The sequence below is a fragment of the Mycolicibacterium neworleansense genome, assembly GCF_001245615.1.
Lineage (GTDB): Bacteria > Actinomycetota > Actinomycetes > Mycobacteriales > Mycobacteriaceae > Mycobacterium > Mycobacterium neworleansense.
Map to the genome: position 1 here is coordinate 2,125,116 of NZ_CWKH01000001.1, position 22,942 is coordinate 2,148,057.

Annotated in this window: 23 protein-coding genes; 9 read left to right on the forward strand and 14 right to left on the reverse strand. The window is 67.6% G+C overall.

All coding sequences use genetic code 11. From position 1 onward, the window contains the following. Positions 1-6: 6 nt before the first annotated feature. From BN2156_RS10000 to BN2156_RS10010, 3 genes are all read right to left on the reverse strand, one after another. A complete protein-coding gene (locus BN2156_RS10000) occupies positions 7-630 on the reverse strand; it encodes a vitamin K epoxide reductase family protein (RefSeq protein ID WP_090512973.1) in 624 nt (207 codons plus the stop codon). Between the two features lie 66 nt (positions 631-696). Continuing rightward, entirely contained in the window at positions 697-1,482 is a 786-nt protein-coding gene (locus tag BN2156_RS10005) for a DsbA family protein (RefSeq protein ID WP_090512975.1), read from the reverse strand. Between the two features lie 27 nt (positions 1,483-1,509). Continuing rightward, positions 1,510-2,646 (reverse strand): alpha/beta hydrolase, encoded by a 1,137-nt coding sequence (locus BN2156_RS10010; RefSeq protein ID WP_090512978.1) that lies wholly within the window; start codon positions 2,644-2,646, stop codon positions 1,510-1,512. A 13-nt stretch (positions 2,647-2,659) separates the two neighbouring features. Between BN2156_RS10010 and BN2156_RS10015 the strand changes: the two genes are divergently transcribed. Together BN2156_RS10015 and BN2156_RS10020 are read left to right on the forward strand one after the other, a co-directional pair. Then, positions 2,660-3,487: an aldo/keto reductase gene (locus BN2156_RS10015; RefSeq protein ID WP_090512979.1), complete on the forward strand. Its 828-nt coding sequence runs from the start codon at positions 2,660-2,662 to the stop codon at positions 3,485-3,487. Between the two features lie 5 nt (positions 3,488-3,492). Beyond that, positions 3,493-4,335: an aldo/keto reductase gene (locus BN2156_RS10020; protein ID WP_090512983.1), complete on the forward strand. Its 843-nt coding sequence runs from the start codon at positions 3,493-3,495 to the stop codon at positions 4,333-4,335. Positions 4,336-4,356: 21 nt separating this feature from the next. Here BN2156_RS10020 and BN2156_RS10025 read toward each other — a convergent pair whose 3' ends face one another. The 4 genes from BN2156_RS10025 to BN2156_RS10040 form a co-directional block, all read right to left on the reverse strand. After that, the gene (locus tag BN2156_RS10025) at positions 4,357-5,904 is read right to left on the reverse strand and encodes a long-chain-fatty-acid--CoA ligase (RefSeq protein WP_090512985.1); all 1,548 of its coding nucleotides are present in this window, start codon (positions 5,902-5,904) and stop codon (positions 4,357-4,359) included. Positions 5,905-5,984: 80 nt separating this feature from the next. Further along, positions 5,985-6,692, reverse strand: coding sequence for an HNH endonuclease family protein (locus tag BN2156_RS10030; RefSeq protein ID WP_090512988.1), 708 nt, complete (start codon positions 6,690-6,692; stop codon positions 5,985-5,987). Next, on the reverse strand, positions 6,689-8,938 hold the full coding sequence (recG, locus tag BN2156_RS10035; protein WP_090512991.1) for an ATP-dependent DNA helicase RecG: 2,250 nt from the start codon (positions 8,936-8,938) through the stop codon (positions 6,689-6,691). The genes BN2156_RS10030 and recG overlap by 4 nt, the downstream gene beginning before the upstream one ends. After that, positions 8,938-10,563 carry a fatty acid kinase ATP-binding subunit FakA gene (locus BN2156_RS10040; protein WP_090512994.1) on the reverse strand — a complete coding sequence of 542 codons (1,626 nt, stop codon included), beginning with the start codon at positions 10,561-10,563 and terminating at the stop codon, positions 8,938-8,940. The genes recG and BN2156_RS10040 overlap by 1 nt, the downstream gene beginning before the upstream one ends. Before the next feature lie 260 nt (positions 10,564-10,823). On the opposite strand from BN2156_RS10040, the gene rpmB reads away from it, so the two are divergent. Both rpmB and BN2156_RS10050 read left to right on the forward strand, forming a co-directional pair. After that, positions 10,824-11,018, forward strand: a complete 195-nt coding sequence (gene rpmB, locus BN2156_RS10045; protein WP_003881125.1) for a 50S ribosomal protein L28 — start codon at positions 10,824-10,826, stop codon at positions 11,016-11,018. 69 nt (positions 11,019-11,087) lie between these two features. Next, the gene (locus tag BN2156_RS10050) at positions 11,088-11,426 is read left to right on the forward strand and encodes a hypothetical protein (protein ID WP_131725151.1); all 339 of its coding nucleotides are present in this window, start codon (positions 11,088-11,090) and stop codon (positions 11,424-11,426) included. Positions 11,427-11,431: 5 nt separating this feature from the next. Here BN2156_RS10050 and BN2156_RS10055 read toward each other — a convergent pair whose 3' ends face one another. Both BN2156_RS10055 and BN2156_RS10060 read right to left on the reverse strand, forming a co-directional pair. Then, positions 11,432-12,166, reverse strand: a complete 735-nt coding sequence (locus tag BN2156_RS10055; RefSeq protein ID WP_090513000.1) for a uracil-DNA glycosylase — start codon at positions 12,164-12,166, stop codon at positions 11,432-11,434. A 24-nt stretch (positions 12,167-12,190) separates the two neighbouring features. Next, complete coding sequence (locus BN2156_RS10060; protein ID WP_090513003.1) at positions 12,191-13,183, reverse strand: thiamine-phosphate kinase; 993 nt, start codon at positions 13,181-13,183, stop codon at positions 12,191-12,193. Between the two features lie 106 nt (positions 13,184-13,289). Here BN2156_RS10060 and BN2156_RS10065 point away from each other — a divergent pair, with 106 nt between their 5' ends. Together BN2156_RS10065 and BN2156_RS10070 are read left to right on the forward strand one after the other, a co-directional pair. Next, a complete protein-coding gene (locus BN2156_RS10065) occupies positions 13,290-13,532 on the forward strand; it encodes an Lrp/AsnC family transcriptional regulator (protein ID WP_090513006.1) in 243 nt (80 codons plus the stop codon). A 10-nt stretch (positions 13,533-13,542) separates the two neighbouring features. Beyond that, entirely contained in the window at positions 13,543-14,112 is a 570-nt protein-coding gene (locus tag BN2156_RS10070) for a DUF3515 domain-containing protein (RefSeq protein WP_090513008.1), read from the forward strand. A gap of 20 nt (positions 14,113-14,132) precedes the next feature. On the opposite strand, the gene BN2156_RS10075 is transcribed toward BN2156_RS10070, so the two are convergent. The 3 genes from BN2156_RS10075 to BN2156_RS10085 all read right to left on the reverse strand — a co-directional run bounded on the left by BN2156_RS10075 (position 14,133) and on the right by BN2156_RS10085 (position 17,450). After that, positions 14,133-15,254, reverse strand: a complete 1,122-nt coding sequence (locus BN2156_RS10075; RefSeq protein WP_090513011.1) for a D-alanine--D-alanine ligase family protein — start codon at positions 15,252-15,254, stop codon at positions 14,133-14,135. Positions 15,255-15,315: 61 nt separating this feature from the next. After that, positions 15,316-16,422, reverse strand: a complete 1,107-nt coding sequence (locus BN2156_RS10080) for a cystathionine gamma-lyase (RefSeq protein ID WP_090513013.1) — start codon at positions 16,420-16,422, stop codon at positions 15,316-15,318. A 29-nt stretch (positions 16,423-16,451) separates the two neighbouring features. Continuing rightward, positions 16,452-17,450, reverse strand: a complete 999-nt coding sequence (locus BN2156_RS10085; RefSeq protein WP_162490763.1) for an NAD(P)H-dependent glycerol-3-phosphate dehydrogenase — start codon at positions 17,448-17,450, stop codon at positions 16,452-16,454. Positions 17,451-17,513: 63 nt separating this feature from the next. Between BN2156_RS10085 and cofC the strand changes: the two genes are divergently transcribed. The 3 genes from cofC to mutT1 are packed head-to-tail and all read left to right on the forward strand — an operon-like array spanning position 17,514 to position 21,407. Then, entirely contained in the window at positions 17,514-18,182 is a 669-nt protein-coding gene (gene cofC, locus BN2156_RS10090) for a 2-phospho-L-lactate guanylyltransferase (protein WP_090513019.1), read from the forward strand. Positions 18,183-18,204: 22 nt separating this feature from the next. After that, positions 18,205-20,412: an RNA degradosome polyphosphate kinase gene (locus tag BN2156_RS10095; protein WP_090513022.1), complete on the forward strand. Its 2,208-nt coding sequence runs from the start codon at positions 18,205-18,207 to the stop codon at positions 20,410-20,412. A 38-nt stretch (positions 20,413-20,450) separates the two neighbouring features. Further along, positions 20,451-21,407, forward strand: a complete 957-nt coding sequence (gene mutT1, locus BN2156_RS10100) for an 8-oxo-(d)GTP phosphatase MutT1 (protein ID WP_090513024.1) — start codon at positions 20,451-20,453, stop codon at positions 21,405-21,407. Between the two features lie 62 nt (positions 21,408-21,469). Here mutT1 and BN2156_RS10105 read toward each other — a convergent pair whose 3' ends face one another. Together BN2156_RS10105 and leuD are read right to left on the reverse strand one after the other, a co-directional pair. Continuing rightward, positions 21,470-22,117, reverse strand: coding sequence for an HU family DNA-binding protein (locus BN2156_RS10105; protein WP_090513027.1), 648 nt, complete (start codon positions 22,115-22,117; stop codon positions 21,470-21,472). Between the two features lie 215 nt (positions 22,118-22,332). Continuing rightward, the gene (gene leuD, locus BN2156_RS10110) at positions 22,333-22,926 is read right to left on the reverse strand and encodes a 3-isopropylmalate dehydratase small subunit (RefSeq protein ID WP_090513030.1); all 594 of its coding nucleotides are present in this window, start codon (positions 22,924-22,926) and stop codon (positions 22,333-22,335) included. Between the last annotated feature and the right edge of the window lie 16 nt (positions 22,927-22,942).

Here is a 22,942-nt window from a genome sequence, read left to right on the forward strand (position 1 = left end):
GAAGTGTTACAGCAGCGTTGACCAGTATTCCCAGAAACGCACCAAGATCAACAGCAAAAGTGAGGTGAACCAGAGCGCCACCAGCGACCACCGCCACTGGTAGACCGCCCGGGCGACCGCGTTGGTGTGCAGCGGTCGAAGCGCGATGGAACTCGTGACAACCAACAGCGGGATGGTCACCGCCCACACCACCATGCAGTACGGGCACAGGGCGCCGATCCGATACAGGCTTTGGAAGATCAGCCAGTGCACCATGACGGCACCCAGCAAGGTCCCGGTCGCGAGGCCGGCCCAGTACCAGCGGGGCATGCGCACACCGGCGACAGCCAGAACGCCGGTGACCACGGTGACCGTGAAGGCGATGATCCCGAGCAGCGAATTGGGGAATCCGAAGACCGATGCCTGCGGGGTGGTCATCACCGAACCGCAGGAGATCACCGGGTTGATGCTGCAGGTCGGCACGTACGACGGGTCGATCAGCAGCTCGATCTTCTCGACCGTCAGTGCCAGAGCCGCCGCCAGCCCGAGGACGCCGGCGATGAGCACCCAGACGGCGCTGGCCTTGCTGACGGCTACCCCTGGGGACTCATCGGTCCCCAGTTCCTCGAGCTCGGCGGCGGTGTCGCTCATGGGTTGGCCGGCGCCGGAGCGGCAGGTGCGGCCGGGGCCGCGGGAGCTGCGGGTGCAGGCGCTGCCTCAGCCGCCGGGGCTTCTTCGACGAGGGGCAGGCGCGGCGGGGCCGGGGGCCGGACCCTTCAGGGCCGGCAGGTCGCCGACGATCTCTTTAACCTTCGCGATCAGCGCGTCAGGAGTCGTCGGGTTGTATTCCTCGCCGTTGAACTTCACGGTCGGGGTGGAGTTGATCCCGGTGGCCGCGGCCATCCCCTGCACCATCTCCACGTAGCGGCCGTTGGTGATGCAGTCGGGCACGTCACCGGCGGCACCGGCCTGGCGCGCGAGTTCGATGATCCGGGCGTTGTCCGGATAGACGCCGCTACCCTCCTCCGGCTGGATTCCGGGGGTGTACAGCGCCGAGTGGAACCGGCGGAACGCGTCGACGGACTCGTCGGCGACGCAGTACGCGGCGCCACCGGCCCGCGACGAGTAGCCGTTGCCGATCTTGTCCAGAATTCCCACCATGTGGTAGTCGACGGCGATGGCGCCGGCGTCGATCAGCTTGTTGATGGTCGGGCCGAACTGCTGTTCCAGATGACCGCACGCGGGGCACAGGAAATCCTCGTAGAGGCTCAGTGTCACCTTGGGCTCAGAGGTGCCCTCTTTGGTGATCACGCTGGGCGCGGCCACGTGTACGGCCCTGGCCTCCCCGGACGCGGGGCGCTTGTGGCCGGTCGTCACGATGTAGAGCACCAGACCGACGGCGAACAGCACCACCACGGCTGTCAGCCCGATCTGAACCCACAGGTTGCGCTTGCGGTCAGCCGCCTTGAGGTCGTACTTCGCGGTCTTCTTCGGTTTGGCCACGTCGACAAGCGTACCGGCGTCGACAGGTCAACTTTCGGCGTGGCTGAGATGTGCGCGCAGCGCAGAGATCATCGCGCTCGTCGCGGTGGCGCTACCGCCTCCCAGCGGGAAGAAGTTGGCGAACGCGTGGATCAGCGATCGTTCCTCGCGGAGGTCCACCACCACCCCGGCGTCCTGCATCGCCTTGGCGTATCTGTTGCCCTCGTCTCGCAGCGGGTCGAACCCGCCGGTGACCACCAGGGCCGGCGGTAGGCCGGACAGATCCTCGTTCAGCAGCGGCGAGATCACCGGATCCTCGGCGGTCACCTCGGCACCGTCGAGGTAGTGGGCGCCGAACCAGTCCATGTCACGTTTCTCCAGGAAAAAGCCGTCGGCGAACAGCGTCTTGGATCGCGTCTCACTCGACCAGTCGGTGACCGGATAGAGTAACAACTGCAGCGCAGGCAGTGGCAACTCAGAGTCGCGCGCCTGCTGGGCCACCACCGCGGCCAGGTTGCCGCCGGCGCTGTCTCCCCCGACCACGATCCGGGTGGCGCCCAGGCCGGCCGCGTGATCGAGCGCCCATCGGTACGCGGCATAGGCGTCGTCGACGGCGGCGGGCGCCTTGTGTTCGGGCGCGAGCCGGTAGTCGACGGAGATCACCTGAATGCCGCCGTCCCGGCAGATCATCCGGCACAGGCCGTCATGGGTGTCGAGGCCACCGAGCACGAAGCCGCCGCCGTGGAAGTACAGCAACAGCGCCGAGATCGCCGGGGATCCCGTGCCGTCGGGAACGTACCGTCGCGCCGGGATGGGCCCGGCCGGTCCGGGAATCGAAATCTCTGTCACGTCCGCGTCGATCCGGACCTTCATCATCGCTGCGGTGGCCTGCAGCGCGGCCCGTGAGACCGCGACACCGGACTCCGGGCTGTGATCGGCGACCAGGCCCCCGACCCCGGCTGCATGTTCGGCCGCGAGGGTGAATTGCAGCGTGGTGTCCAGGGTGTTGCCGTCGATCTTCACCGAACGCCCGGCCAGCAGCAGGCGCTTGACCGGATCGGGGATCCGCGGGATCGCGGACAGGGTGAGCTTGGTGGCCCGCTCCAGGACGGCCTGTTTGACCGTGTCCCGCCGGGAGCCGTCAGGTCCGCCTCGAGCCGCTCCGCCTGGCAGACTTTCAGTCATGGCTGCTCCCTCTGTGAGTCCTCGTGTCACGCTCAACGACGGTAATTCGATACCGCAAGTCGGGTTGGGAGTTTGGCAGACCCCTGCCGAGGAGACCGAGCGGGCGGTGACCGCGGCACTGCAGGCCGGCTACCGGCACATCGACACCGCCGCCGCGTACCGCAACGAGCCCGAGACCGGCCGCGGCCTGGTCAACTCCGGGATCCCCCGCGAAGACGTGTTCCTGGTGACCAAGCTGTGGAACAGCGACCAGGGGTATGACGCGACGCTGGCCGCGTTCGACGCCAGCGTCGGGCGGCTCGGTGTCGACTACCTCGACCTCTATCTCATCCACTGGCCGGTGCCGGCCAACAATGCCTACGTCGACACGTTCAGGGCCTTCGCCCATCTGCACGATCAGGGCCGGGTGCGGTCCATCGGCGTGAGCAACTTCGCACCCGAGCATCTCGACGTTCTCATCGACTCCACCGGCATCGTGCCCGCGGTCAACCAGATCGAACTGCATCCCCTGCTGCCGCAACACGAGCTTCGTGAGGTGCACGCCCGATTGGGTATCGCCACCGAGGCCTGGAGCCCGCTGGGACAAGGGTCGCTGCTCGCCGATCCGGTGATCGCCGGCATTGCCGAAAGGCACGGTAAAACGCCCGCACAGGTACTGATTAGGTGGCATATACATCTGGGTAATATCGTCATCCCCAAATCGGTGAACCCCGAGCGGATTGTCAGTAATTTCGACGTGTTCGATTTCGACCTGGACGAAGCGGACATGGCGGCCATCGCCTCGTTGGAGACGGACACCCGCCTGGGACCCGATCCGCGAACCTTCAACTTCACAGGCTAGGTGACATGACCTCCTCGGACGGGAATGCGATTCCCACCGTCACACTCAACGACGACCGTACGATGCCCGTCGTCGGATTCGGCGTCGGTGGCCTCTCGGATTCCGAGGCAGAGCGCGTGGTGTCGGCGGCCCTGGAGGCCGGCCACCGGTTGATCGACACGGCCGCCGCCTACGGCAACGAGGCGGGCGTCGGCCGCGCCATCGCGGCATCGGGCATTCCGCGTGAGCAGATCTCGGTGACCACCAAACTGGCTGTCACCGACCACGGTTTCCAGTCGTCGCAGAACGCCGGACGGGCCAGCCTGGAGCGGCTCGGCCTGGACTATGTGGACCTGTACCTGATCCATTGGCCCGGCACCGACACCGGCAAGTATGTCGACAGCTGGGGCGGACTGATGGCGCTCAAGCAGGAAGGGCTGGCGCGCTCCACCGGTGTGTCCAACTTCAGCCCGGACAACCTCTCGACGATCGTCGAACTGACCTTCACGACGCCTGCGGTCAACCAGATCGAGCTGCATCCGTTGCTCAACCAGAGCGCCTGGCGCGCAGCCAATGCCAGGTACAACGTCGCAACCGAGGCCTACAGCCCGCTGGGTGTCGGCAATCTGCTCGACAACCCGGCCGTCACGGCCATCGCCGAGGCACACGGCCGCACCCCGGCGCAGGTGTTGATCCGCTGGAGCATCCAGCTGGGCAACATCGTGATCTCCCGGTCGACCAACCCGGAGCGGATCGCGTCCAACCTGGAAGTGTTCGGCTTCGAGCTGACCGATGAGCAGATGGACAGCCTGAACGACCTCGACGACGGCACCCGGTTCCGGCCGGACCCGGCAAACTTCGCCGGGTAGTAACGCCACGAGCCGGCCTACTCAGCGGGTCGGGCTTGTCCAGAACGGTTCCCGCAGTTCGCGCTTCAGTATCTTGCCGGGGCCGGATTGCGGGAGCGGTGTGTCGCGGAACTCGACCGAACGCGGACACTTGTAGCCGGCGATCCGCCCGCCGCAGTGCTCGATGACCGCCTCGGCAGTGAGCCCGGCCCCTGGACGCGGTACCACGACGGCATGCACAGTCTCGCCCCACCGCGGGTCGGGAATTCCGATCACCGCGACTTCGGCAACGCCCGGCATCAACGAGATCGCGTTCTCGACCTCGGCCGAGTACACGTTCTCGCCACCGGAAATGATCATGTCCTTGAGCCGGTCGACGATGAAGAGGAATCCCTCGTCGTCCAGATAGCCGGCATCGCCGGTGTAGAACCAACCAGCTTCTAGCACCGCCGCGGTTTGTTCGGGCATGTTCCAGTAGCCCAGCATGATCATCGGCCCCCGCACCGCGACTTCACCGATTACCAGGCGAGGCAATATCTTTCGCTCCTCGTCGACGATCTTCAACTCCGTCGTGAGTTGCGCCTGCCCACACGACTTGAGGCGACCGGCATACGGCCCATCGAGGGTGGCGTAACGCGGCGGTAGCAGGGTGACTCCCGGCGAAGCCTCGGTCATGCCATAGGCGTGGATGAAGCTGCAGTTCGGGAAAGACTCGAGTGCCTTGCGTAGCAGCCCTTCCGGCATCGGCGACGCGCCGTAGGTGATGTAGTCGAGCCTCGACAGATCGACGTCACCCACCGCCGGGTTGTTGACCAGCATGTTGATCATGGTGGGTACCAGCGCGGCGTGCGTGACCCGTTCGCTTTCCATGGTTCGCAGGCATTCGGTGGCATCGAAGCGCGGCACGAACACGTGACGGCCCCCGCAGACGGTGACACCGAAGGTCGCACCACCGTCGGCGAGATGGAACATCGGGCCGGAATGGATGTAGGTCATGTCCTGGTCGTAGTACATCCCGGCGATGACGTTCATCGCGTTCCACACCAGGTTGTTGTGGCTGAGCATCACTCCCTTGGACTTTCCGGTGGTACCGCCGGTGTAGAAGATGCCGGCAAGGGTGTCACCACCGGCACCTGCGTCCGCGAGAGCGGGTCCCGCCGCCAGCTCCTCGTAGTGCCGCACACCCGCGGGCGCCGCGTCGTCATCGAGGTAGAACGTCGTCTCAAGCGTCGGTGTCTGCCCGGCCAAATCCGCGGCATGCGCCTGCATCGCGCCGTCCGCGAACAGCACGCGGACCCCCGAATCTTCGAGGATGTACCGGATCTCCGGCGTTGCGAGCCGGGTGTTCACCGGCACCATGACGGCGCCCAGCCATGGGATGGCGTACAGAAGCTCGAAATAGCGATCGCTGTTGAGTGCCAGGATCGCGACACGGTCGCCGGGCCGGACACCAATTTCCTTGAGACCACCGGCAATCCGCGCGACGCGGTCCGCGGTCTCCGACCAGATGCGCCGCCGCTGCCCGAACACCGTGGATTCTTCCCGCGGCCGGATCTGCGCCGCGCGCCGTAACCCCTGCGTCAGATACATCGCACACCTCTATGCCTCCCCAGAGGCTAACCGGTCAGCGCAGGCGTCGGTACGTTTTGGTCACGCCCTGGCGAATCAGCTCAGCCGGTCGGACAACTGCCCGCGGCCTCGCGCAGGACCCCGGCCGACGCCGCGTCCACCGGCAGCGCGTAGCCGCGCAACACCTCGACGAACTGCACCGCGTACTGGCACCAGAACGACCGGTTGGGCGGCATCCAGTGGGCGGGCTCCTGATCGCCCTTGTCCTGGTTGGGCTTACCGGCGACCGCCAGCAGATTGGCCGGGTCGTTGGCGAACCGCAACCGCAGATCGTCGGGCCAGTCCCGCGCCCCCAGGTCCCAGGCCAACGCCAGCGGCACGATGTGGTCGATCTGCACCGAGGCACCGGTCTGGTTGCCGCGGACGAACGACACCAGCACATTCGTATACGGATCGTGCAGCGTTCCGGTCGCCACGGCGGCCGGACACCGCTTGATCGCGACGAACGTCTTGTCGACGAGGTCACGGTTGAGGATGTCGTTGCGGGTGTCGCAGCCGTTGTGGCCACCGGGCGCGCTGTTGTCGTCGTCCCAGGATTCACCGAACGCCGCGCGGCGATAGTCGTTGCCGCGCACCCGCACCGGAATCTGCGGCACTCCGGCCAACAGGTCGACACCGGCGGCGACGGTGGGCGGTTGCGCCTGCGCGGCGAACCGCACGCCGTCCTGCGTCGAGGTGCTCACCTGGACGGCGACCACCACCGCGAGTGCGACGACCGCGGCCAACCACCACAGCCGGCGACGGGTCATGCCTTGTCCAGGTACTCGACGCGGTCGGTGTTCACGAATTGCGCTGCCAGGAGGTCCATCCCGGGATCATGCGGGTTGTGCGCGTACCGCTGCTCGCAGAACGCCCGGGCCTCCTGGATCACCTCGAGATGATCATGCAGGGACAAAAAGCGCAGGTTGATGGTGCGCCCGGACTGGTTGAGGCCCAGCACATCCCCCTCACGACGCTCGTCGAGATCGAGATCGGCCAGGGCGAAGCCGTCCAGCGTCCCGGCGACGGCGGTGATCCGCTCACCGGCCTTGGAGGTTTCGGGGAGCCGGGTGGCCAGCAGGCACAGGCTGGGATGCTGCCCGCGACCGATCCGGCCCCGCAGCTGATGCAGCTGACTGATGCCGAACCGGTCGGCGTCCATCACCACCATCATGGTCGCGTTGGGCACGTCGACACCGACCTCGATGACGGTGGTGCACACCAGCACATCGATCTCGCCCGCCCGGAACGCGCCCATCACCGCGTCCTTCTCGTCGCCCGAGAGCCGGCCGTGCATCAGCCCTAGCCGCAACCCGGACAGTGGGCCCGCACTCAACCGGTCGAACAGGTCGACCACCGTGATCGGCGGCGGGCCGCCGCGGCCGTCGTCCTTGCCGTTGGGCTTGTCGGACTCGTCGATACGTGAGGCGACCACGTAGGCCTGCCGCCCGGCGCCCACCTCCTCGCGGATCCGGGCCCAGGCCCGGTCCAGCCAGGCCGGCTTCTGCGAGACGAAAATGGTGTTGGTGGTGATGGGCTGGCGGCCACGCGGAAGCTCACGCAGCGTCGAGGTCTCCAGATCCCCGTACACCGTGAGCGCGACGGTGCGCGGGATCGGCGTGGCCGTCATCACCAGTAGATGCGGCGTCAGCCCGTCACGGGCCTTGGCGCGCAACGCATCCCGCTGCTCGACCCCGAACCGGTGCTGTTCGTCGACGACCACCATGCCCAGGTTGTGGAACTCCACCGCGTCCTGCAGCAGCGCATGCGTGCCGACCACGATGCCGGCCTGCCCGGACGCCACCTGATCACGCACGGCCCGCTTCTGTGGTGCCGTCATCGACCCGGTGAGCAGCGCGACACCGGTTGCCGTCTCGGTGCCGCCGAGTTGACCCGCCATCGCCAGCGGCCCCAGCACGTCCCGGATCGAGCGCGCATGTTGGGCCGCAAGCACTTCGGTGGGGGCCAACAGGGCACACTGATAACCCGCATCGACCATCTGCAACATCGCCAGCACCGACACGATGGTCTTGCCCGAGCCCACCTCGCCCTGCAACATCCGGTTCATCGGCCGCGTCGAAGCCAACTCACCCGAGATCACTTCCAGCACTTCGGATTGCCCCGCGGTCAGCTCGAACGGCATCCGACCGCGCATCGCCGCGGCCAGCCGGTCGTCGACAGGCGGTGCGGCAGGACCTGACTCGCTCAGTTCGCTGTAACGCCGGCCCACCAGCCCCCACTGCAGCCCGATGGCCTCATCGAAAGTCAGCCGTTCACGCGCCAGCTCACGCTGGGTCGAGTTCTCGGCCAGGTGGATGGCGCGCAGCGCCTCATCCTCGGATACCAGGTTGTGTTGGCGGACAAAGTCTTCCGGGAGGGGGTCGGGAATCGGGTCGAGCATGTCGAGGGTCTGGCGCACGCAGGCGTAGATGTCCCAGCTCTGCACCTTGGCCGACGCCGGGTAGATCGGGAAGAAGTCCCGCTCGAACTCGGCCAGCATGTCCTCGCCGCTGGCTCCCGACGCCGACGCGATGGTGGTCATCGACTTGGTACCGATCTGCTTACCGGGCGGCGGATTGAGCACCAGAAACGCCGGGTGGTTCAGCTGAAGGGTGTTGCGGAAGTACTTGACCTCGCCGGAGAGCATCAGGCGGGTGCCCGTCTCCACCTTGTCCACCATCCAGCCGGCGTTGAAGAACGTGGCCGTCACCGCGGGCCGGTGCTCCCCCAGGGTCACCCGCAGATACTTGGCCCTCCGGGTACCCCCGGATTTGGTCCGCACGCTCGACTTCATCTCACCGACGTCGGCTTTGGTCACCACGTCGATGAAGGTGACGTGTTCGCCCTCTTCCAGATCGAGAGCCTCCCCCTCACCACGGACCGTCATGCCGTCGCTGTACTTGCGCGGGTAGTGCCGCAGCAGGTCGTTGACCGTGCGAAGGCCGAAGTTCGCGTTCAGCTTGTCCGCGTTCTTCTTCCCGATCACGAATTCGAGCCGGTCGCCGAGGCTGACCATCACTCCACCCCGATCAACAGGGCGTCACCGCGGTGGCCGGTGTGATACGTCACCAGTTCGGCGCCGAGGTGCTCGCGGTGCACGTGAGCCTGCAACGCCTCACCCACAGCGGCATCCACGCCGTCGCCGGTCAGCACGGTGATCAGCTCCCCGCCTGCCACCATCAGCAGATCGATCAACCCCGCCCCGGCCGCGGTGAGGTCGGGCCCGACGATCAGCACCTCGTCGCCGGCGATGCCCAGCCCGTCACCCGGCTTGCAGGCACCGGCCCATGTCAACGCGTCTTCGGTGGCGATCCGCACCGTGCCGTGGCGAGCGCCCGCGGCCGCGGCCGCCATGGTGTACCCGTCATCGACGGCCTGCCTGCCCTCGTCGTGCACGGCCAGCGCCGCCAGCCCCTGCACCATCGAACCGGCCGGCACCGGGACCACGTCGATACCCCAGCCGATCGCCGCCGTGCAGCCGGCCACCAGCTCCTCGGCGGCGACATAACCATTGGGCAGCACCATGACCTGGGCAGCGCCCACGTCGACCAGGGCACGCAACAACTGCTGCGCGCTGATCGGCTGCCCCTCCTCGGGCCGCAACACGTGCGCGCCCTCGCCGGCGAACAGCTCGACGGCACCGTCGCCGTCGACCACCGCCAGCACCGCCCGCTCTCGGGCCCAGCCTCCGGCCGACCTGACACCCGGGGCGCCGGTGAGCGCGGTGATCTGGATGCGGGTCAGCGACCCCACGGCGAGCCCGGCCTCGACCGCGGCCCCCGCGTCGTCGACATGGACGTGGACCGAATACTGGTCACTGCCCGAGGCAGCGATCGCCACCGACTCGCCCATCTGCTCGAGCGCGGCCCGCAAGCCGTCGACCGCGGGCGCGCCACAGCCGCTCAGCAGGTACATCACCTCGAACTGTGGCGGCGCCTCCGTGGCCACCAGCGCCGCAGCCGCCACGGCTGGGGCGTAGACCGGCCGGCGCGGTGCCTGCCCGGCCAGGGTCGCCGTCATCGCGTCGAGCAGCACCAGCAGGCCACGACCGCCGGAATCGACCACGCCGGCCTTGGCCAGCACGTCGAGCTGCTCCGGCGTTCGATCCAGGGCCGCCGAAGCGGCGTCGCCGGCGGCAGCGGCGGCCTCAGCGACATCACCGCCCGCGGCCGCACAGCGTTCGGCGGCCTCGGCGGCGGCCTGCAGGACCGACACGATCGTGCCGGGCACCGGCTCACCCATCGAGGTGACAGCCAGGGCGGCGGCATGGCGCAGCGCCACGCCGAACAGGACGCCGTCCACGGCGGACAGGTCGCCGTCGCGTTGGGCCGCTGCGGCGGTGATGACCTCGGCCAGGCCGAGCAGGATCTGCGACAGGATCACCCCGGAGTTGCCTCGCGCTCCCTGCAAGGCACCGGCCGCCAGGGCGCTGGCCACCGCCGGGATGTCGCCGCCGACCGGTTCGGCGTCGACGTGCGCCCACGCCGAACGCATCGTGAACAGCATGTTTGTCCCGGTATCGGCATCGGCCACCGGGAACACGTTGAGCCGGTTGATCTCGTCGGTATGGGTGATCAGGTCATCGACGGCAGCGTGGGCCCAAGCCCGCAAAGCGGGGGCATCCAGCCGCCGAGCCGACATCGGACCTCCCAATCCCCATCAGATCCCACAGAAATCCGCGGCCATCCCCCGCGGTCACCACCGTGGGCGCCAGCCTATCGACTGGCGGCGACAATCTTGATCAGAGCACCGCCGGCTGTGCACAACCTGGGACGTGTTCACGGGCCGTTTTGGCGATCCTCTGGCCTCCCGGTATTCTGATCAGGTTGTCGGGCTGAGCCCCGCCGTTTGCGGCGAGCGGGCCCAGACCCCCCAAGGACTGATTTCGAGGAGTTGTTGATATGGCTGCCGTGTGCGATATCTGCGGAAAGGCCCCGGGCTTCGGCAAGTCGGTGTCGCACTCGCATCGGCGGACCAGCCGGCGCTGGGATCCGAACATCCAGTCGGTGCGTGCCGTGGCGCGCCCGGGTGGCAACAAGCAGCGCGTGAACGCCTGCACCTCCTGCATCAAGGCCGGCAAGGTCTCGCGCGGCTGACGTCGCGCGCCTGATCGGTGCGCGACGGTCCTGTTTACCTGAGGGTATGGCGGGGTATCTCCTGCCGTCATGACCCCATGTCGTGCATCACATAAACCGCTCTACGCGTTTGCTGCCGCACTCGCGGTCGGCTCGATGCTGACCGCGTGTGGTGGCGACACTTCCGATAGCGATACCACCACCTCGGAGACGCCGACGACGACCGAGGCTCCGGTGACATCGGAAGGTCCGGCGACCGAAACCGAGACCACCGTCATCGAAACCCCGGTATCGCCTGCACCTACCTCGCCCGCCGAGATGCCCACGTCGCCGACCGATGGCGACGGTGACGTGACGATCGAGATTCCGTCACCGGGAATCCCGGCACCGCCTGCGATCCCGCAGCCGCCGGCCGTCCCGATGCCGTGAGCGCCTCACGGCAGCCGCCAGTCGATCGGCTCAGCACCCTTCTGCTGCAACAGTTCATTGGCCCGGCTGAACGGGCGTGAACCGAAGAATCCCCTCGACGCCGACAACGGCGACGGATGCGGCGATTCGATCGTGGCGCAGTCCCCCTCGGCCAGAAGCGGTTTGAGCGTCGACGCGTCACGCCCCCACAGCACCGCCACCATGGGCTGCTCGCGGGCCACCAGGGCCCGGATCGCGCATTCCGTCACCGCCTCCCAGCCCTTGCCGCGGTGCGAGGCCGGAGTGCCCGGCGACACCGTGAGCACCCTGTTGAGCAGCATCACGCCCTGCTGGGCCCACGGGGTCAGATCGCCGTTGGCCGGCTGCGGGTAGCCCAGATCCGCGGTGTACTCGGTGAAGATGTTCGACAGACTGCGCGGCAGCGGACGCACGTCGGCGCCCACCGAGAAACTGAGGCCCACAGCGTGCCCCGGCGTCGGATACGGGTCCTGACCGACGATCAACACGCGCACCCGATCGAACGGGAACGTGAAGGCGCGCAGCACATTCTGACCGGCAGGCAGATAGCGCCTGCCGGCGTTGAGTTCATCGCGCAGGAACTGCCCCATCTGCGCGACGTGCGCGCCCACCGGCTCAAGCGCGCGGGCCCAGCCGTCCTCGACAAGTTCGTTCAGGGGACGCGCACCCGTCTCGCTCCTCGCGTCCGCCCCTACCGTCTCGCTCCTCGCGTCCGCAGTCACGGAAAGCCAACTTAGCGTGACCACTCAGTCGAACGACTGCCATCCCGCGTTTCCACCCCACGCGCCGCCGTCCACAACCACCTTCGCCGGTCCGTCGAGCACCCGCCCGATGGCCCGCCAGCCGGGCGGGAGCGCACCGGGGAAGGTCGCGGCCAGCGCGTGGTCCTCACCACCGCCCAGCACCCATTCCCACGGATCGGCGCCCACGGCCGCGGCGGCCTCGGCGACCGCCCTCCGGTCGTCGTCGAGCAGGCTGGTGTCCACGTCGATACCTACCCCGGAGGCCGTCGCGATGTGGCCCAGATCGGCGAGCAGACCGTCGGAGACATCCGTCATCGCCCTCGCCCCGGCGTCGGATGCCCGAACGCCCTGACCGTAGGGCGGCTGCGGGGTGAAGTGCCGCTGCCGCAGTTCGGAGAACCCGGCCTGCCCTTCTATGCCGAGGTGCAGGAGCGCGAAACCGGCGGCCGAGCGGCCGAGGTCGCCCGCCACCGCCACGGTGTCGCCGGGTCGGGCGCCGCTGCGGCGCACCGGTTCCCGCCCACCGAGGTCACCTAGCGCGGTGACCGAGATCACCCACACCGGGGCGCGAACCAGGTCTCCGCCGGCGATGCTGGCGTCCAGCCGGCCCGCCTCGTCCCACAATCCGTCCGACACTGCCGTCGCCGCGGCGACCGACGTGTCCGACGGGGCTCCGAACGCCACCACGAAGGCGGTGGCCCGTGCCCCCATCGCTTCGATGTCGGCGGCATTCTGGGCGATGGCCTTGCGGCCGATGTCGTGCGGCGTCGACCAGTCCAGCCGGAAATGGCGGTCCTGCACGAGCATGTCGGTGGACACCACGGTGAAGCCGTCGGTCGCCGTCACCACCGCCGCATCGTCACCGGGGCCCAGCGTTACCGCATCGGCTTGTGTACGCCCGGCCACCAGCCGGTCGATGACGACGAATTCCCCCGCCCGGGCCAAGGTGTCGTCGTTGTCGTCACCGGGATCGGTGCCCGGGATCTCGCCGGTCATGTGGCCTCCTGCCGGTCGGCTGCCGTGTCCTGAACCCGAACCCGACCTGCGGTACGTTTGGTGCCTGCGGCCAGCAGTTTATGCACAGAGATGGAGGAGACAGCCGGTGGTGGAGGCTTACGTGCTGATCCAGACCGAGGTGGGCCGCGCCGAGGTCGTCGCCAAACAACTCGCCGCCCTTCCCGGCGTGGTGTCCGCCGAATACGTGACGGGGCCCTACGACGTGGTCCTGCGCATCGCTGCCGACACCCTGGCGGCGCTGCAGTCCGATGTGGTGCCCGCCGTACAGCAGGTGCCCGGAATCACCCGGACCTTGACCTGCCCGATCGCCAACGCCGGCCAGCCATAGAGTTGGTGGTGTGACCGACTCCCCCGCCGTTGACGGACCACCCCGCGCCCTGCTGATCGCGGCGGTCGTCGTCGCGATCTCGGCGTTGATCACCGTCCTCGGCATCGCGGCGTCACGACAGCAGTCCCCCGAACAACAGCCCGTCGCCATCCCGGCGATACCCGCGCCGCAGGCCGACAGCCAGCAGTGCCGCGACCTGCTCAATGCGCTGCCCCAGCAGCTCGGTGATTTCCGGCGCGCCCCGACCGTCGATCCGACGCCGCCGGGCACCGCGGCCTGGCGCGCCGAGCCGAACACCGAGCCGGTCGTTCTGCGCTGCGGGCTGGAACGCCCCACCGATTTCGTCGTGGGCACGCCGCTGCAGGTGGTCGACGAGATCCAGTGGTTCCGGGTGGGAGAAGCCGGCCCGGCGAACCAGACCGACGACCAGGGCCGCAGCACCTGGTACGCGGTCGATCGGGCGGTATATGTCGCGTTGACCCTGCCGGCCGGCTCGGGGCCGACACCCATTCAGCAGATCTCCGGTCAGATCGCCCGGACGATGCCCGCCCAGGAACCGGCACCTGCCCCGGCGCGCTGACGCGTGATCCCTCGCGTGGTTCAGCGCAGGCCGGTGCCGCGCGCCAGCGCGGTCTCGACCATCGCGGTCAGCAACGTCGGGTAGTCCACACCGCTGGCCGCCCACATCCGCGGGAACATCGAGATGGTGGTGAACCCAGGCATGGTGTTGATCTCGTTGATCACCGGTCCGTCGTCGGTGAGGAAGAAGTCGACGCGGGCCAGCCCCTGGCAGTCGATCGCGGTGAAGGCACGCACGGCCAGCCGGCGAACCTCCTCGGAGATGTCGTCGTCGACCTTGGCGGGTACATCCAACTCGGCGGCGTCGACAAGGTATTTGGTGGCGAAGTCGTAGAACCCGTCCTCGCGCCCGCGCACACCGGCCACCCGGATCTCGCCCACCGTGCTGGCTTCGATCCTGCCGTCGGGGAACTCCAGCACACCGCATTCCAGTTCGCGGCCCGGTACCGCGGCCTCGACGATGACCTTCGGGTCGTGGCGGCGCGCGAGTTCGATCGCCGCGGGCAGTTCATCCCACGCCGCGACCCGGCTGACCCCGATCGAGGAGCCGCCCCGGGCGGGCTTGACGAACACCGGCAGGCCCAGCCGCTCGCGATGCTCGAAGTCCAGCGTGGCGTCGTTGGCGCGCAGCACCACGAAGTCGCCGATCGGCAGGCCCTCGGCGACGAGCAGCTTCTTGGTGAACTCCTTGTCCATCCCGGCGGCGCTGGACAGCACACCGGAGCCCACATAAGGAATCCCGGCCAGCTCCAGCAGGCCCTGGATGGTGCCGTCCTCGCCGTACGGGCCGTGCAGCACGGGGAACACCACGTCGACGGCGGCCAGCAGCTCACCGGGGCCGTTGCTCAGCGCCAGCAGCTGACCGCTGCGGTTGGGCGCCGCAGGCAACGCCAGTTCGGTACCGGATGTCTCGGTGACCTCGGGCAGCTGACCATCGGTGATCGCGAGGGTCTCGGGACGTCCGTCGGTCAGCATCCACGAGCCGTCGGGGGTGATCCCGACGGCGACCACCTCGAACCTCTCGGGGTCGAGGTTGCGCAGGATGCTGCCTGCCGATACGCAGGAGATCGCGTGCTCCGAGCTACGTCCGCCGTAGACGACGGCGACGCGGGTCCGGGATGCGCTCTGATTGCGGGCGGTCACAACCTAGAGAGGCTACCGTCCCGGTCAGCCCCTGCACTTCGGCACACCCTGACCTGGCCTTTCAGCCGTCAAGCGCCTGTTCGAAGTCGGCGATCAGGTCTTCGGTGTCCTCGATCCCGGCCGAGATGCGGGCGAATCCGGCAGGTACGGGATCACCCCAGCGGGCCCTGCGGTCGACCGAGGTGTGAATCCCACCGAAGCTGGTCGAGGCGATGAGCAGCGCGCTGCGCTCCACCAGGGCATGGACGGCGTCGGCGTCGGCCAGCTCGATCGACACCAGCCCGCCGTACCGCTTCATCTGGGTGGCCGCCAGCTCGTGCGCCGGATCCTCGGGCAACCCGGGATAGCGCACCGATTGCACCGCCGGATGGCTGCGCAGCATCACCGCCAGGGCCGCGGCATTCTGGCACTGCCGTTCGAAGCGCAGCCCGGCGCTACCCAGGCTGCGCAACACGAGCCAGGCCTCGAACGCGCCCAGGACCGGTCCGGCCAGTAGCCGGTCGGATTCCACCGCGGCCATCAGCTCGGGCTGGCTGCCCGCGACGTAACCGGCCACCAGATCGCTGTGCCCCGACAGGGATTTGGTGGCGCTGGCCACCACGAGGTCGGCGCCGAGCGAAAGCGGCTGCTGCCCCAGCGGTGTGGCGGTGGTGTTGTCGACGACAAGGGTGGCGCCGTGACCGCGGCAGGTCATCGCCAGCCGGTGCAGATCGACGACGTCCAGGCCGGGGTTGGCCGGGGTCTCGGCGAGCACCACATCGGCACGAGCGGCGGCCTCACAGATGTCGGCCACATTCGCCTCGATCACTGTGATCCCTTGCGGTGCAAGATATTCGGCGGCATACCTGCGCACCTGGTAGTAACCGTCGGCCGGGACCACCAGCGTGGTTCCCGGTTTGGTGAGCACCCTCAGGGTCGAGGTGATGGCGGCCATGCCGGACCCGAACGTGAGAGCGGCGGCCGCCCCTTCCAGTTCGGCGAGCGCCGATTCCAGTTGTCGCCATGACGGATTGGAGCTGCGTCCGTAGCTGTCCAGCGGCTCGGCCTCGTCGGGCGAAAGATGGAATGTCGACGCCGGTACCGGCATCGGCGCCACCGGCTGCCCGGGAATCGATTCCAGACCAACAGCTTTGACGCTCCGGGTGGAATCCCCGTACCTGCCGTCCATAGCTGTGCATCCTCCTCGCCCGGGCGCCCTCACTCCGGTTTGGTGCTGCGACCCAATAGTCCTGCGACTGCCTCGTGAACCGACAATCCCTTGTGACACACCCGATAAACGGCGTCGGTCAGCGGCATCTCGACGCCGTAACTGGACGCCAGCGCCAGCACCGATTCACACGAGGCCACTCCCTCTGCCACGTGGCCACCGCCAGCGATCATGGCCGACTCCATGGTGCCGCCCTTGCCGAGCCGCTGGCCGAACGTGCGATTACGGGAATGCCCCGAGGTGCACGTGGCGACGAGGTCACCGACACCGGCCAGCCCGGCCAGCGTGGCGGGGGTGGCCCCCAAGGCGATGCCCAGCCGCATCACCTCGGCCAGCCCGCGAGTGATGATGGCGGCAACGGTGTTCTCCCCCAGCCCCACTCCCACCGCCATGCCACAGGCCAGCGCGATGACGTTCTTGCAGGCCCCGCCGACTTCGGCGCCGACCACGTCGGCGTTGGTGTAGGGCCGGAAGTATCCGGTGGCCAGCGCGCGCTGGAGCGCGACCGCACGACCGGAGTCGCTGCACGCCACGACGGTGGCCGCGGGTTGTTCTTCGGCGATCTCGCTGGCCAGGTTCGGCCCGGTCACCACGGCGACCCGGGACGGATCGGCGCCGGTCACCTGGACGATGACCTGGCTCATCCGCATGAGCGAGCCGAGCTCGATTCCCTTGGCCAGGCTCACCAGGGTCGCGTCGTCACCGATCAGGTGCTTCCAGCCTTCGAGGTTGGCCCGCAGCTGCTGCGCCGGAACCCCGAGCAACACCGTGCAGGCCCCGCTCAGCGCCTCGGCCGGATCGGCAGTGGCCCGGATCGTCGAGGGCAGGACGACGTCGCCGAGGTAACGACTGTTGCGATGTTCGGTGTTGATCTCGTCGGCGACCTCGGGGCGCCGGGCCCACATCGTCACCGGATTTCCCGCGTCCGCCAGCACCTTGGCCAGCGCCGTCCCCCACGCACCGGCACCCATCACCGCAGCCTCTACCACCCGTTCACCCTATCCCGGCGGCTGCGCCACTCGCCGCCTCAGCCGGGCTGGCAGGATGAACCTATGAGCGGCTCCCGAAGCGACAACGCCGCAGCAGCAACGCAGGCCGCTGACGTCACCCTCGTGATCGCGGTCAAGCGGCTGTCGGCCGCCAAAACCCGGCTGGCGCCCATCTTCTCCGCGGCCACCCGCGAGGCGGTGGTGCTGGCCATGCTCGTCGACACCATCACCGCCGCGTCCTCCATCGCCCCGGTGACCGTCGTCACCCCGGACGAGACCGCGGCGGAAGCCGCCCGGCAGCTCGGTGCCGGGGTGCTGATGGATCCGACACCGGCCGGACATCGTGACCCACTCAACAACGCGATCACCGCGGCCGAAGCCGAACTGCGCTCCGCGGCACCGAATATCGTTGTCCTCCAAGGTGACCTGCCTGCGTTGCAGCCGCAGGAGCTGGCCGAGGCCCTGACCATGGCGCGTAGCTACCAGCGCAGCTTCGTAGGAGACCGGCACGGCACGGGCACCTCGGCGCTGTTCGCGTTCGGCACTTCGCTGGCTCCGCACTTCGGGTCCGATTCAGCTGCGCGCCATCGACACTCCGGCGCGATCGAACTCACCGGGGCGTGGCCCGGTCTGCGCTGCGACATCGACACACCCGACGATCTCCAGGCGGCGCGACGGCTCGGCGTCGGTTCGGCCACCGCACGCACGCTCGGCAGGCATGCCAGTAAGTAGCCGCGAACCCGCGCGATAGGGAATGATCGGACACATGAGCGAAGCCACCGAAGCCGAGCCACGGACCCGGTCGGACAACTCCCAACGGGACACCACCTCAACCGCATCGGGGCAGTCCATCGAGTCGGCGACACCTGAGGCGCCGCCGGCGGCCACCTCACCGGCAGTGGACAACGCGCTGCCCGAGGATCGCTACCTCAACCGCGAACTGAGCTGGCTGGACTTCAACGCCCGGGTCCTGGCCCTGGCCGCCGACACATCGCTGCCGTTGCTCGAGCGGGCGAAGTTCCTGGCGATCTTCGCGTCCAACCTCGACGAGTTCTACATGGTCCGGGTGGCCGGGCTCAAACGCCGCGACGAGATGGGGCTGTCGGTGCGCTCGGCCGACGGTCTGTCCCCGCGCGAACAGCTGCGCCGTATCAACGAACGCACCCAGCAGATCGCCAACCGGCACGCCAACGTGTTCCTCAACTCGGTCCGCCCGGCGCTGGCCGAAGAGGGCATCCTCATCGTCAACTGGGCCCAGCTCGACGAGGCCGAACGCGCAAAGCTGTCCACCTACTTCCACGAGCAGGTGTTCCCGGTCCTCACCCCGCTCGCAGTCGACCCGGCCCACCCGTTCCCCTTCGTGAGCGGGCTGAGTCTGAACCTGGCGATCACCGTCAAGCATCCCGAGGACGGCGGACAACACTTCGCCAGGATCAAGGTGCCCGACAACGTCGGCCGTTTCGTGGAACTCAGCGCCCCCGCCGACGGATCGACGGCGGTGCGGTTCCTGCCGATGGAGGAACTCATCGCGGCGTTCCTGCCCGTGTTGTTCCCCGGCCTGGAGATCGTGGAGCACCACGCATTCCGGATCACCCGCAACGCCGACTTCGAGGTCGAAGAGGACCGCGATGAGGATCTGCTGCAGGCGCTCGAGCGCGAACTGGCGCGCCGGCGGTTCGGCTCGCCGGTGCGGTTGGAAGTGTCCGATGACATGACCGAGAGCATGCTCGAACTCCTGTTGCGGGAGCTGGACGTCGCCCCCGGCGATGTCATCGAGGTGCCGGGGCTGCTGGATCTGTCGGCACTGTGGCAGATCTATGACGTGGACCGGCCCGCACTCAAGGACCGGCCGTTCGTGCCCGCCACCCCACCGGCTTTCGGCGAACGCGAGACACCCAAGAGCATTTTCTCGACGCTGCGCGACGGCGACGTGCTGGTGCACCACCCATACGACTCGTTCTCCACGACCGTGCAGCGCTTCATCGAACAGGCCGCCGCCGATCCCAACGTGCTGGCGATCAAGCAGACGCTGTACCGCACCTCGGGCGACTCCCCCATCGTCAACGCGCTGATCGACGCGGCCGAGGCCGGCAAGCAGGTGGTCGCACTCGTCGAGATCAAGGCGCGCTTCGACGAACAGGCCAACATCAAGTGGGCCAGAGCCCTTGAGCAGGCCGGGGTGCACGTGGTCTACGGGCTGATCGGCCTGAAGACGCACTGCAAGACCTGCCTTGTGGTGCGTCGCGAGGGGTCGACGATCCGCCGGTACTGCCACATCGGCACCGGCAACTACAACCCTAAAACCGCTCGGCTGTATGAAGACGTGGGGTTGCTCACCGCTGACCCCGACATCGGCGCCGACCTCACCGATCTGTTCAATTCGCTGACCGGGTATTCGCGCAAGGACTCCTACCGCAATCTGCTGGTGGCTCCGCGCGGTGTGCGCAAGGGCATCATCGAGCGCATCGACCGGGAGATCGCCGCACAGCGTGAGGGCGCCACGACCGGAATCCGGCTCAAGGCCAACGCCCTGGTCGACGAGCAGGTGATCGACGCGCTGTACCGGGCGTCGCAGGCCGGCATCCCCGTCGACATCGTGGTGCGCGGCATCTGCGCGCTACGGCCCGGTGTGCCCGGGTACTCCGACAACATCAGGGTGCGTTCGATCCTCGGGCGTTTCCTTGAGCACTCGCGGATTATTCATTTCCGCGCCATCAACGAGTTCTGGATCGGCAGTGCCGACATGATGCATCGTAATCTCGACCGCCGTGTCGAAGTGATGGCTCAGGTCAAGGATCCGAGGCTGACCGCGCAACTCAACGAGGTGTTCGAGTCCGCGATGGATCCGGCCACCCGGTGCTGGGAACTGCGACACGATGGTCACTGGACGGCGCTGCCCCAGGAGGGACAGACAGTCCGCGACCACCAGGTGTCGCTGATGGAACGTCACCGACACCCCTGATCCCCGCCGGGCCCCGGGCTGGTAGCCCAGACCGGTGAATGACTGCAGGAGTTGACGTGTCCAACGACAGCGCGACAGCGGCCAAGCCGGGCACCAAGGTAGTGCCCGCGGCGGGCGCCGTGTTGTGGCGTGGCGGCGAGGACGCCTCCGGCGTAGCCGTCACCGAGGTGGCCGTCATCCACCGTCCGCGATATGACGATTGGAGCCTGCCCAAGGGCAAGGTGGACCTCGGGGAAACCGATCCGGTGGCCGCGGTACGCGAGGTTCATGAGGAGACGGGCTACACCGCGCAACTCGGGCGCCGGCTCGGCTCGATCTCGTATGACATACCCCAGGGAACCAAACGGGTCTGGTACTGGGCTGCCCGCGCGACTGGAGGTGACTTCACCCCCAACGATGAGGTGGACAAGCTCATCTGGCTTCCGGTGGATTCGGCGATGGATCAGCTGGTCTACCCCCATGATCGAAAAGTGTTGCGCCGCTTTGCAAAACAGCCGCCAGATACCAAGACGGTGCTCATCGTCCGGCACGGTACGGCCGGGCGGCGATCCCGTTTCAAGGGCGATGACCGCAAGCGTCCGCTCGACAAGAAGGGCCGGGCGCAGGCCGAGGCCCTGGTCGCCCAACTACTGGCATTCGGTGCCACAACGCTTTACGCGGCCGATCGGCTGCGCTGCCATCAGACCCTTGAGCCCCTGGCTCAGGAGCTCGGGGTGGAAATCCACAATGAGCCGGCACTGACGGAAGAGGCGTACAACTCCGACCACAAGGCCGGCCGCAGCCGGGTGCTCGATCTCGCGGTCCGGGCGGGGACGCCGGTGATCTGCACCCAGGGCAAGGTGATTCCCGATCTCATCTCGTGGTGGTGTTCGCGCTCCGGGGTGCGCCCGCAGACCACCGGAAATCGCAAAGGCAGCACGTGGGTGCTGTCGATGGCCGACGACCACCTGATAGCTGCCGACCACCTCGGCAGTCCCCTGCCCGCCGGCGGTTAGACCAACACGAGGAAAGGCACGTCGTGAGCTGACCTATGGCTCACGACGTGCCTTTACCGTAATTACTTGCGGCCCTTCTTGGCCGGTGCCTTCTTGGCGGCGGCCTTCTTGGCGGGTGCCTTGGTCGCGGCCTTCTTGGCGGGTGCCTTGGTCGCGGCCTTCTTGGCGGGTGCCTTGGTCGCGGCCTTCTTGGCGGGTGCCTTGGTCGCGGCCTTCTTGGCAGGAGCCTTGGTCGCGGCCTTCTTGGCAGGAGCCTTGGTCGCGGCCTTCTTGGCAGGAGCCTTGGTCGCGGCCTTCTTGGCGGCCGGGGCCTTCTTGGCAGCCACCTTCTTGGCCGGCGCCTTCTTGGCGACGGTCTTCTTGGCAGCGGCGCGCTTGGCCGGGCCTGCGGTCACGCCACGCTTGACGGCCGGACCGTCAGACGGGAGACGCTGCGCCCCAGAAACAACCGCCTTGAACTGTGCGCCCGGACGGAAAGCCGGCACCGAGGTGGGCTTGACCTTCACCGTCTCGCCGGTGCGCGGGTTACGCGCCACACGGGCAGCGCGGCGGCGCTGCTCGAAGACACCGAAGCCGGTGATTGTGACGCTGTCGCCCTTGTGCACCGCACGGACGATGGTGTCGACAACGTTCTCCACCGCGGCGGTAGCCTGCCGACGATCGGTGCCCAGTTTGGTTGTGAGTACGTCGATGAGCTCCGCTTTGTTCATCCAAAACCTCCGAAACCAGTGGTCCTCCTTGGACCGACTAGAGGACACGGTAAACCCTGTGACCACTGATTTCCAAGAGCCACGCGCAATTTCAGGCGTAGCTAGCGAACAATCCGGCAATCCGCTTGCCCCACTTGGACTCCGCCCGGCCGGGTCCAGAACCGGTTTGGCAGGCGGCGAATTCGGGCGCCGAAGCGCCCGTGAGAGGCCTCCGATCAGGCCGGCAGAGTGCGCGGCTTCCAGGTCGGCCGGCGCTTCTCGTAATCCTCGATTGAGGAGAGTTTCCGCAGCGTAAGGCCTATATCGTCGAGTCCCTCGAGCAGCCGCCAGGCCGTGTAGTCGTCAATTCTGAACGGCACCACAACCGTTCCGGCGACGATATTTCGATCTTGAAGATTCACAGTGATTTCCAGCCCAGGATTCTGCTCGATGAGCTTCCATAAGAGCTCGACATCGTCTTGGGCGACTTCGGCCGCCAATAGCCCGGCCTTGCCGGCGTTGCCGCGGAAAATGTCGGCGAAACGGGACGAGATAACCACCCGGAAGCCATAGTCCATGAGCGCCCAGACGGCGTGTTCGCGTGAAGATCCGGTGCCGAAATCGGGCCCGGCGACCAACACGGAGCCTTTGTCGAATGGCGGGAGATTCAGAATGAACGACGGATCAGAGCGCCAGGCGGCGAACAATCCGTCCTCGAAACCCGTTCGGGTTACCCGCTTCAAATAGACCGCGGGGATGATCTGGTCGGTGTCGACATTGGACCGCCGCAGGGGGACGCCGATGCCGGTGTGGGTGCTGAAAGCCTCCATCACGCTTCTCCTTTTC

Excerpts from the sequence above, each read along its gene's own strand:
- BN2156_RS10080 (WP_090513013.1), bottom strand. The coding sequence starts at position 16,422 with ATGGACGGCAGGTACGGGGATTCCACCCGGAGCGTCAAAGCTGTTGGT.
- BN2156_RS10060 (WP_090513003.1), bottom strand. The coding sequence starts at position 13,183 with ATGACCGGCGAGATCCCGGGCACCGATCCCGGTGACGACAACGACGAC.
- BN2156_RS10020 (WP_090512983.1), top strand. The coding sequence starts at position 3,493 with ATGACCTCCTCGGACGGGAATGCGATTCCCACCGTCACACTCAACGAC.
- BN2156_RS10025 (WP_090512985.1), bottom strand. The coding sequence starts at position 5,904 with ATGTATCTGACGCAGGGGTTACGGCGCGCGGCGCAGATCCGGCCGCGG.
- recG (WP_090512991.1), bottom strand. The coding sequence starts at position 8,938 with ATGGTCAGCCTCGGCGACCGGCTCGAATTCGTGATCGGGAAGAAGAAC.
- BN2156_RS10050 (WP_131725151.1), top strand. The coding sequence starts at position 11,088 with ATGACCCCATGTCGTGCATCACATAAACCGCTCTACGCGTTTGCTGCC.
- BN2156_RS10010 (WP_090512978.1), bottom strand. The coding sequence starts at position 2,646 with ATGACTGAAAGTCTGCCAGGCGGAGCGGCTCGAGGCGGACCTGACGGC.
- BN2156_RS10095 (WP_090513022.1), top strand. The coding sequence starts at position 18,205 with ATGATCGGACACATGAGCGAAGCCACCGAAGCCGAGCCACGGACCCGG.
- BN2156_RS10030 (WP_090512988.1), bottom strand. The coding sequence starts at position 6,692 with ATGACCCGTCGCCGGCTGTGGTGGTTGGCCGCGGTCGTCGCACTCGCG.
- BN2156_RS10040 (WP_090512994.1), bottom strand. The coding sequence starts at position 10,563 with ATGTCGGCTCGGCGGCTGGATGCCCCCGCTTTGCGGGCTTGGGCCCAC.
- leuD (WP_090513030.1), bottom strand. The coding sequence starts at position 22,926 with ATGGAGGCTTTCAGCACCCACACCGGCATCGGCGTCCCCCTGCGGCGG.
- cofC (WP_090513019.1), top strand. The coding sequence starts at position 17,514 with ATGAGCGGCTCCCGAAGCGACAACGCCGCAGCAGCAACGCAGGCCGCT.
- BN2156_RS10000 (WP_090512973.1), bottom strand. The coding sequence starts at position 630 with ATGAGCGACACCGCCGCCGAGCTCGAGGAACTGGGGACCGATGAGTCC.
- rpmB (WP_003881125.1), top strand. The coding sequence starts at position 10,824 with ATGGCTGCCGTGTGCGATATCTGCGGAAAGGCCCCGGGCTTCGGCAAG.
- mutT1 (WP_090513024.1), top strand. The coding sequence starts at position 20,451 with ATGACTGCAGGAGTTGACGTGTCCAACGACAGCGCGACAGCGGCCAAG.
- BN2156_RS10105 (WP_090513027.1), bottom strand. The coding sequence starts at position 22,117 with ATGAACAAAGCGGAGCTCATCGACGTACTCACAACCAAACTGGGCACC.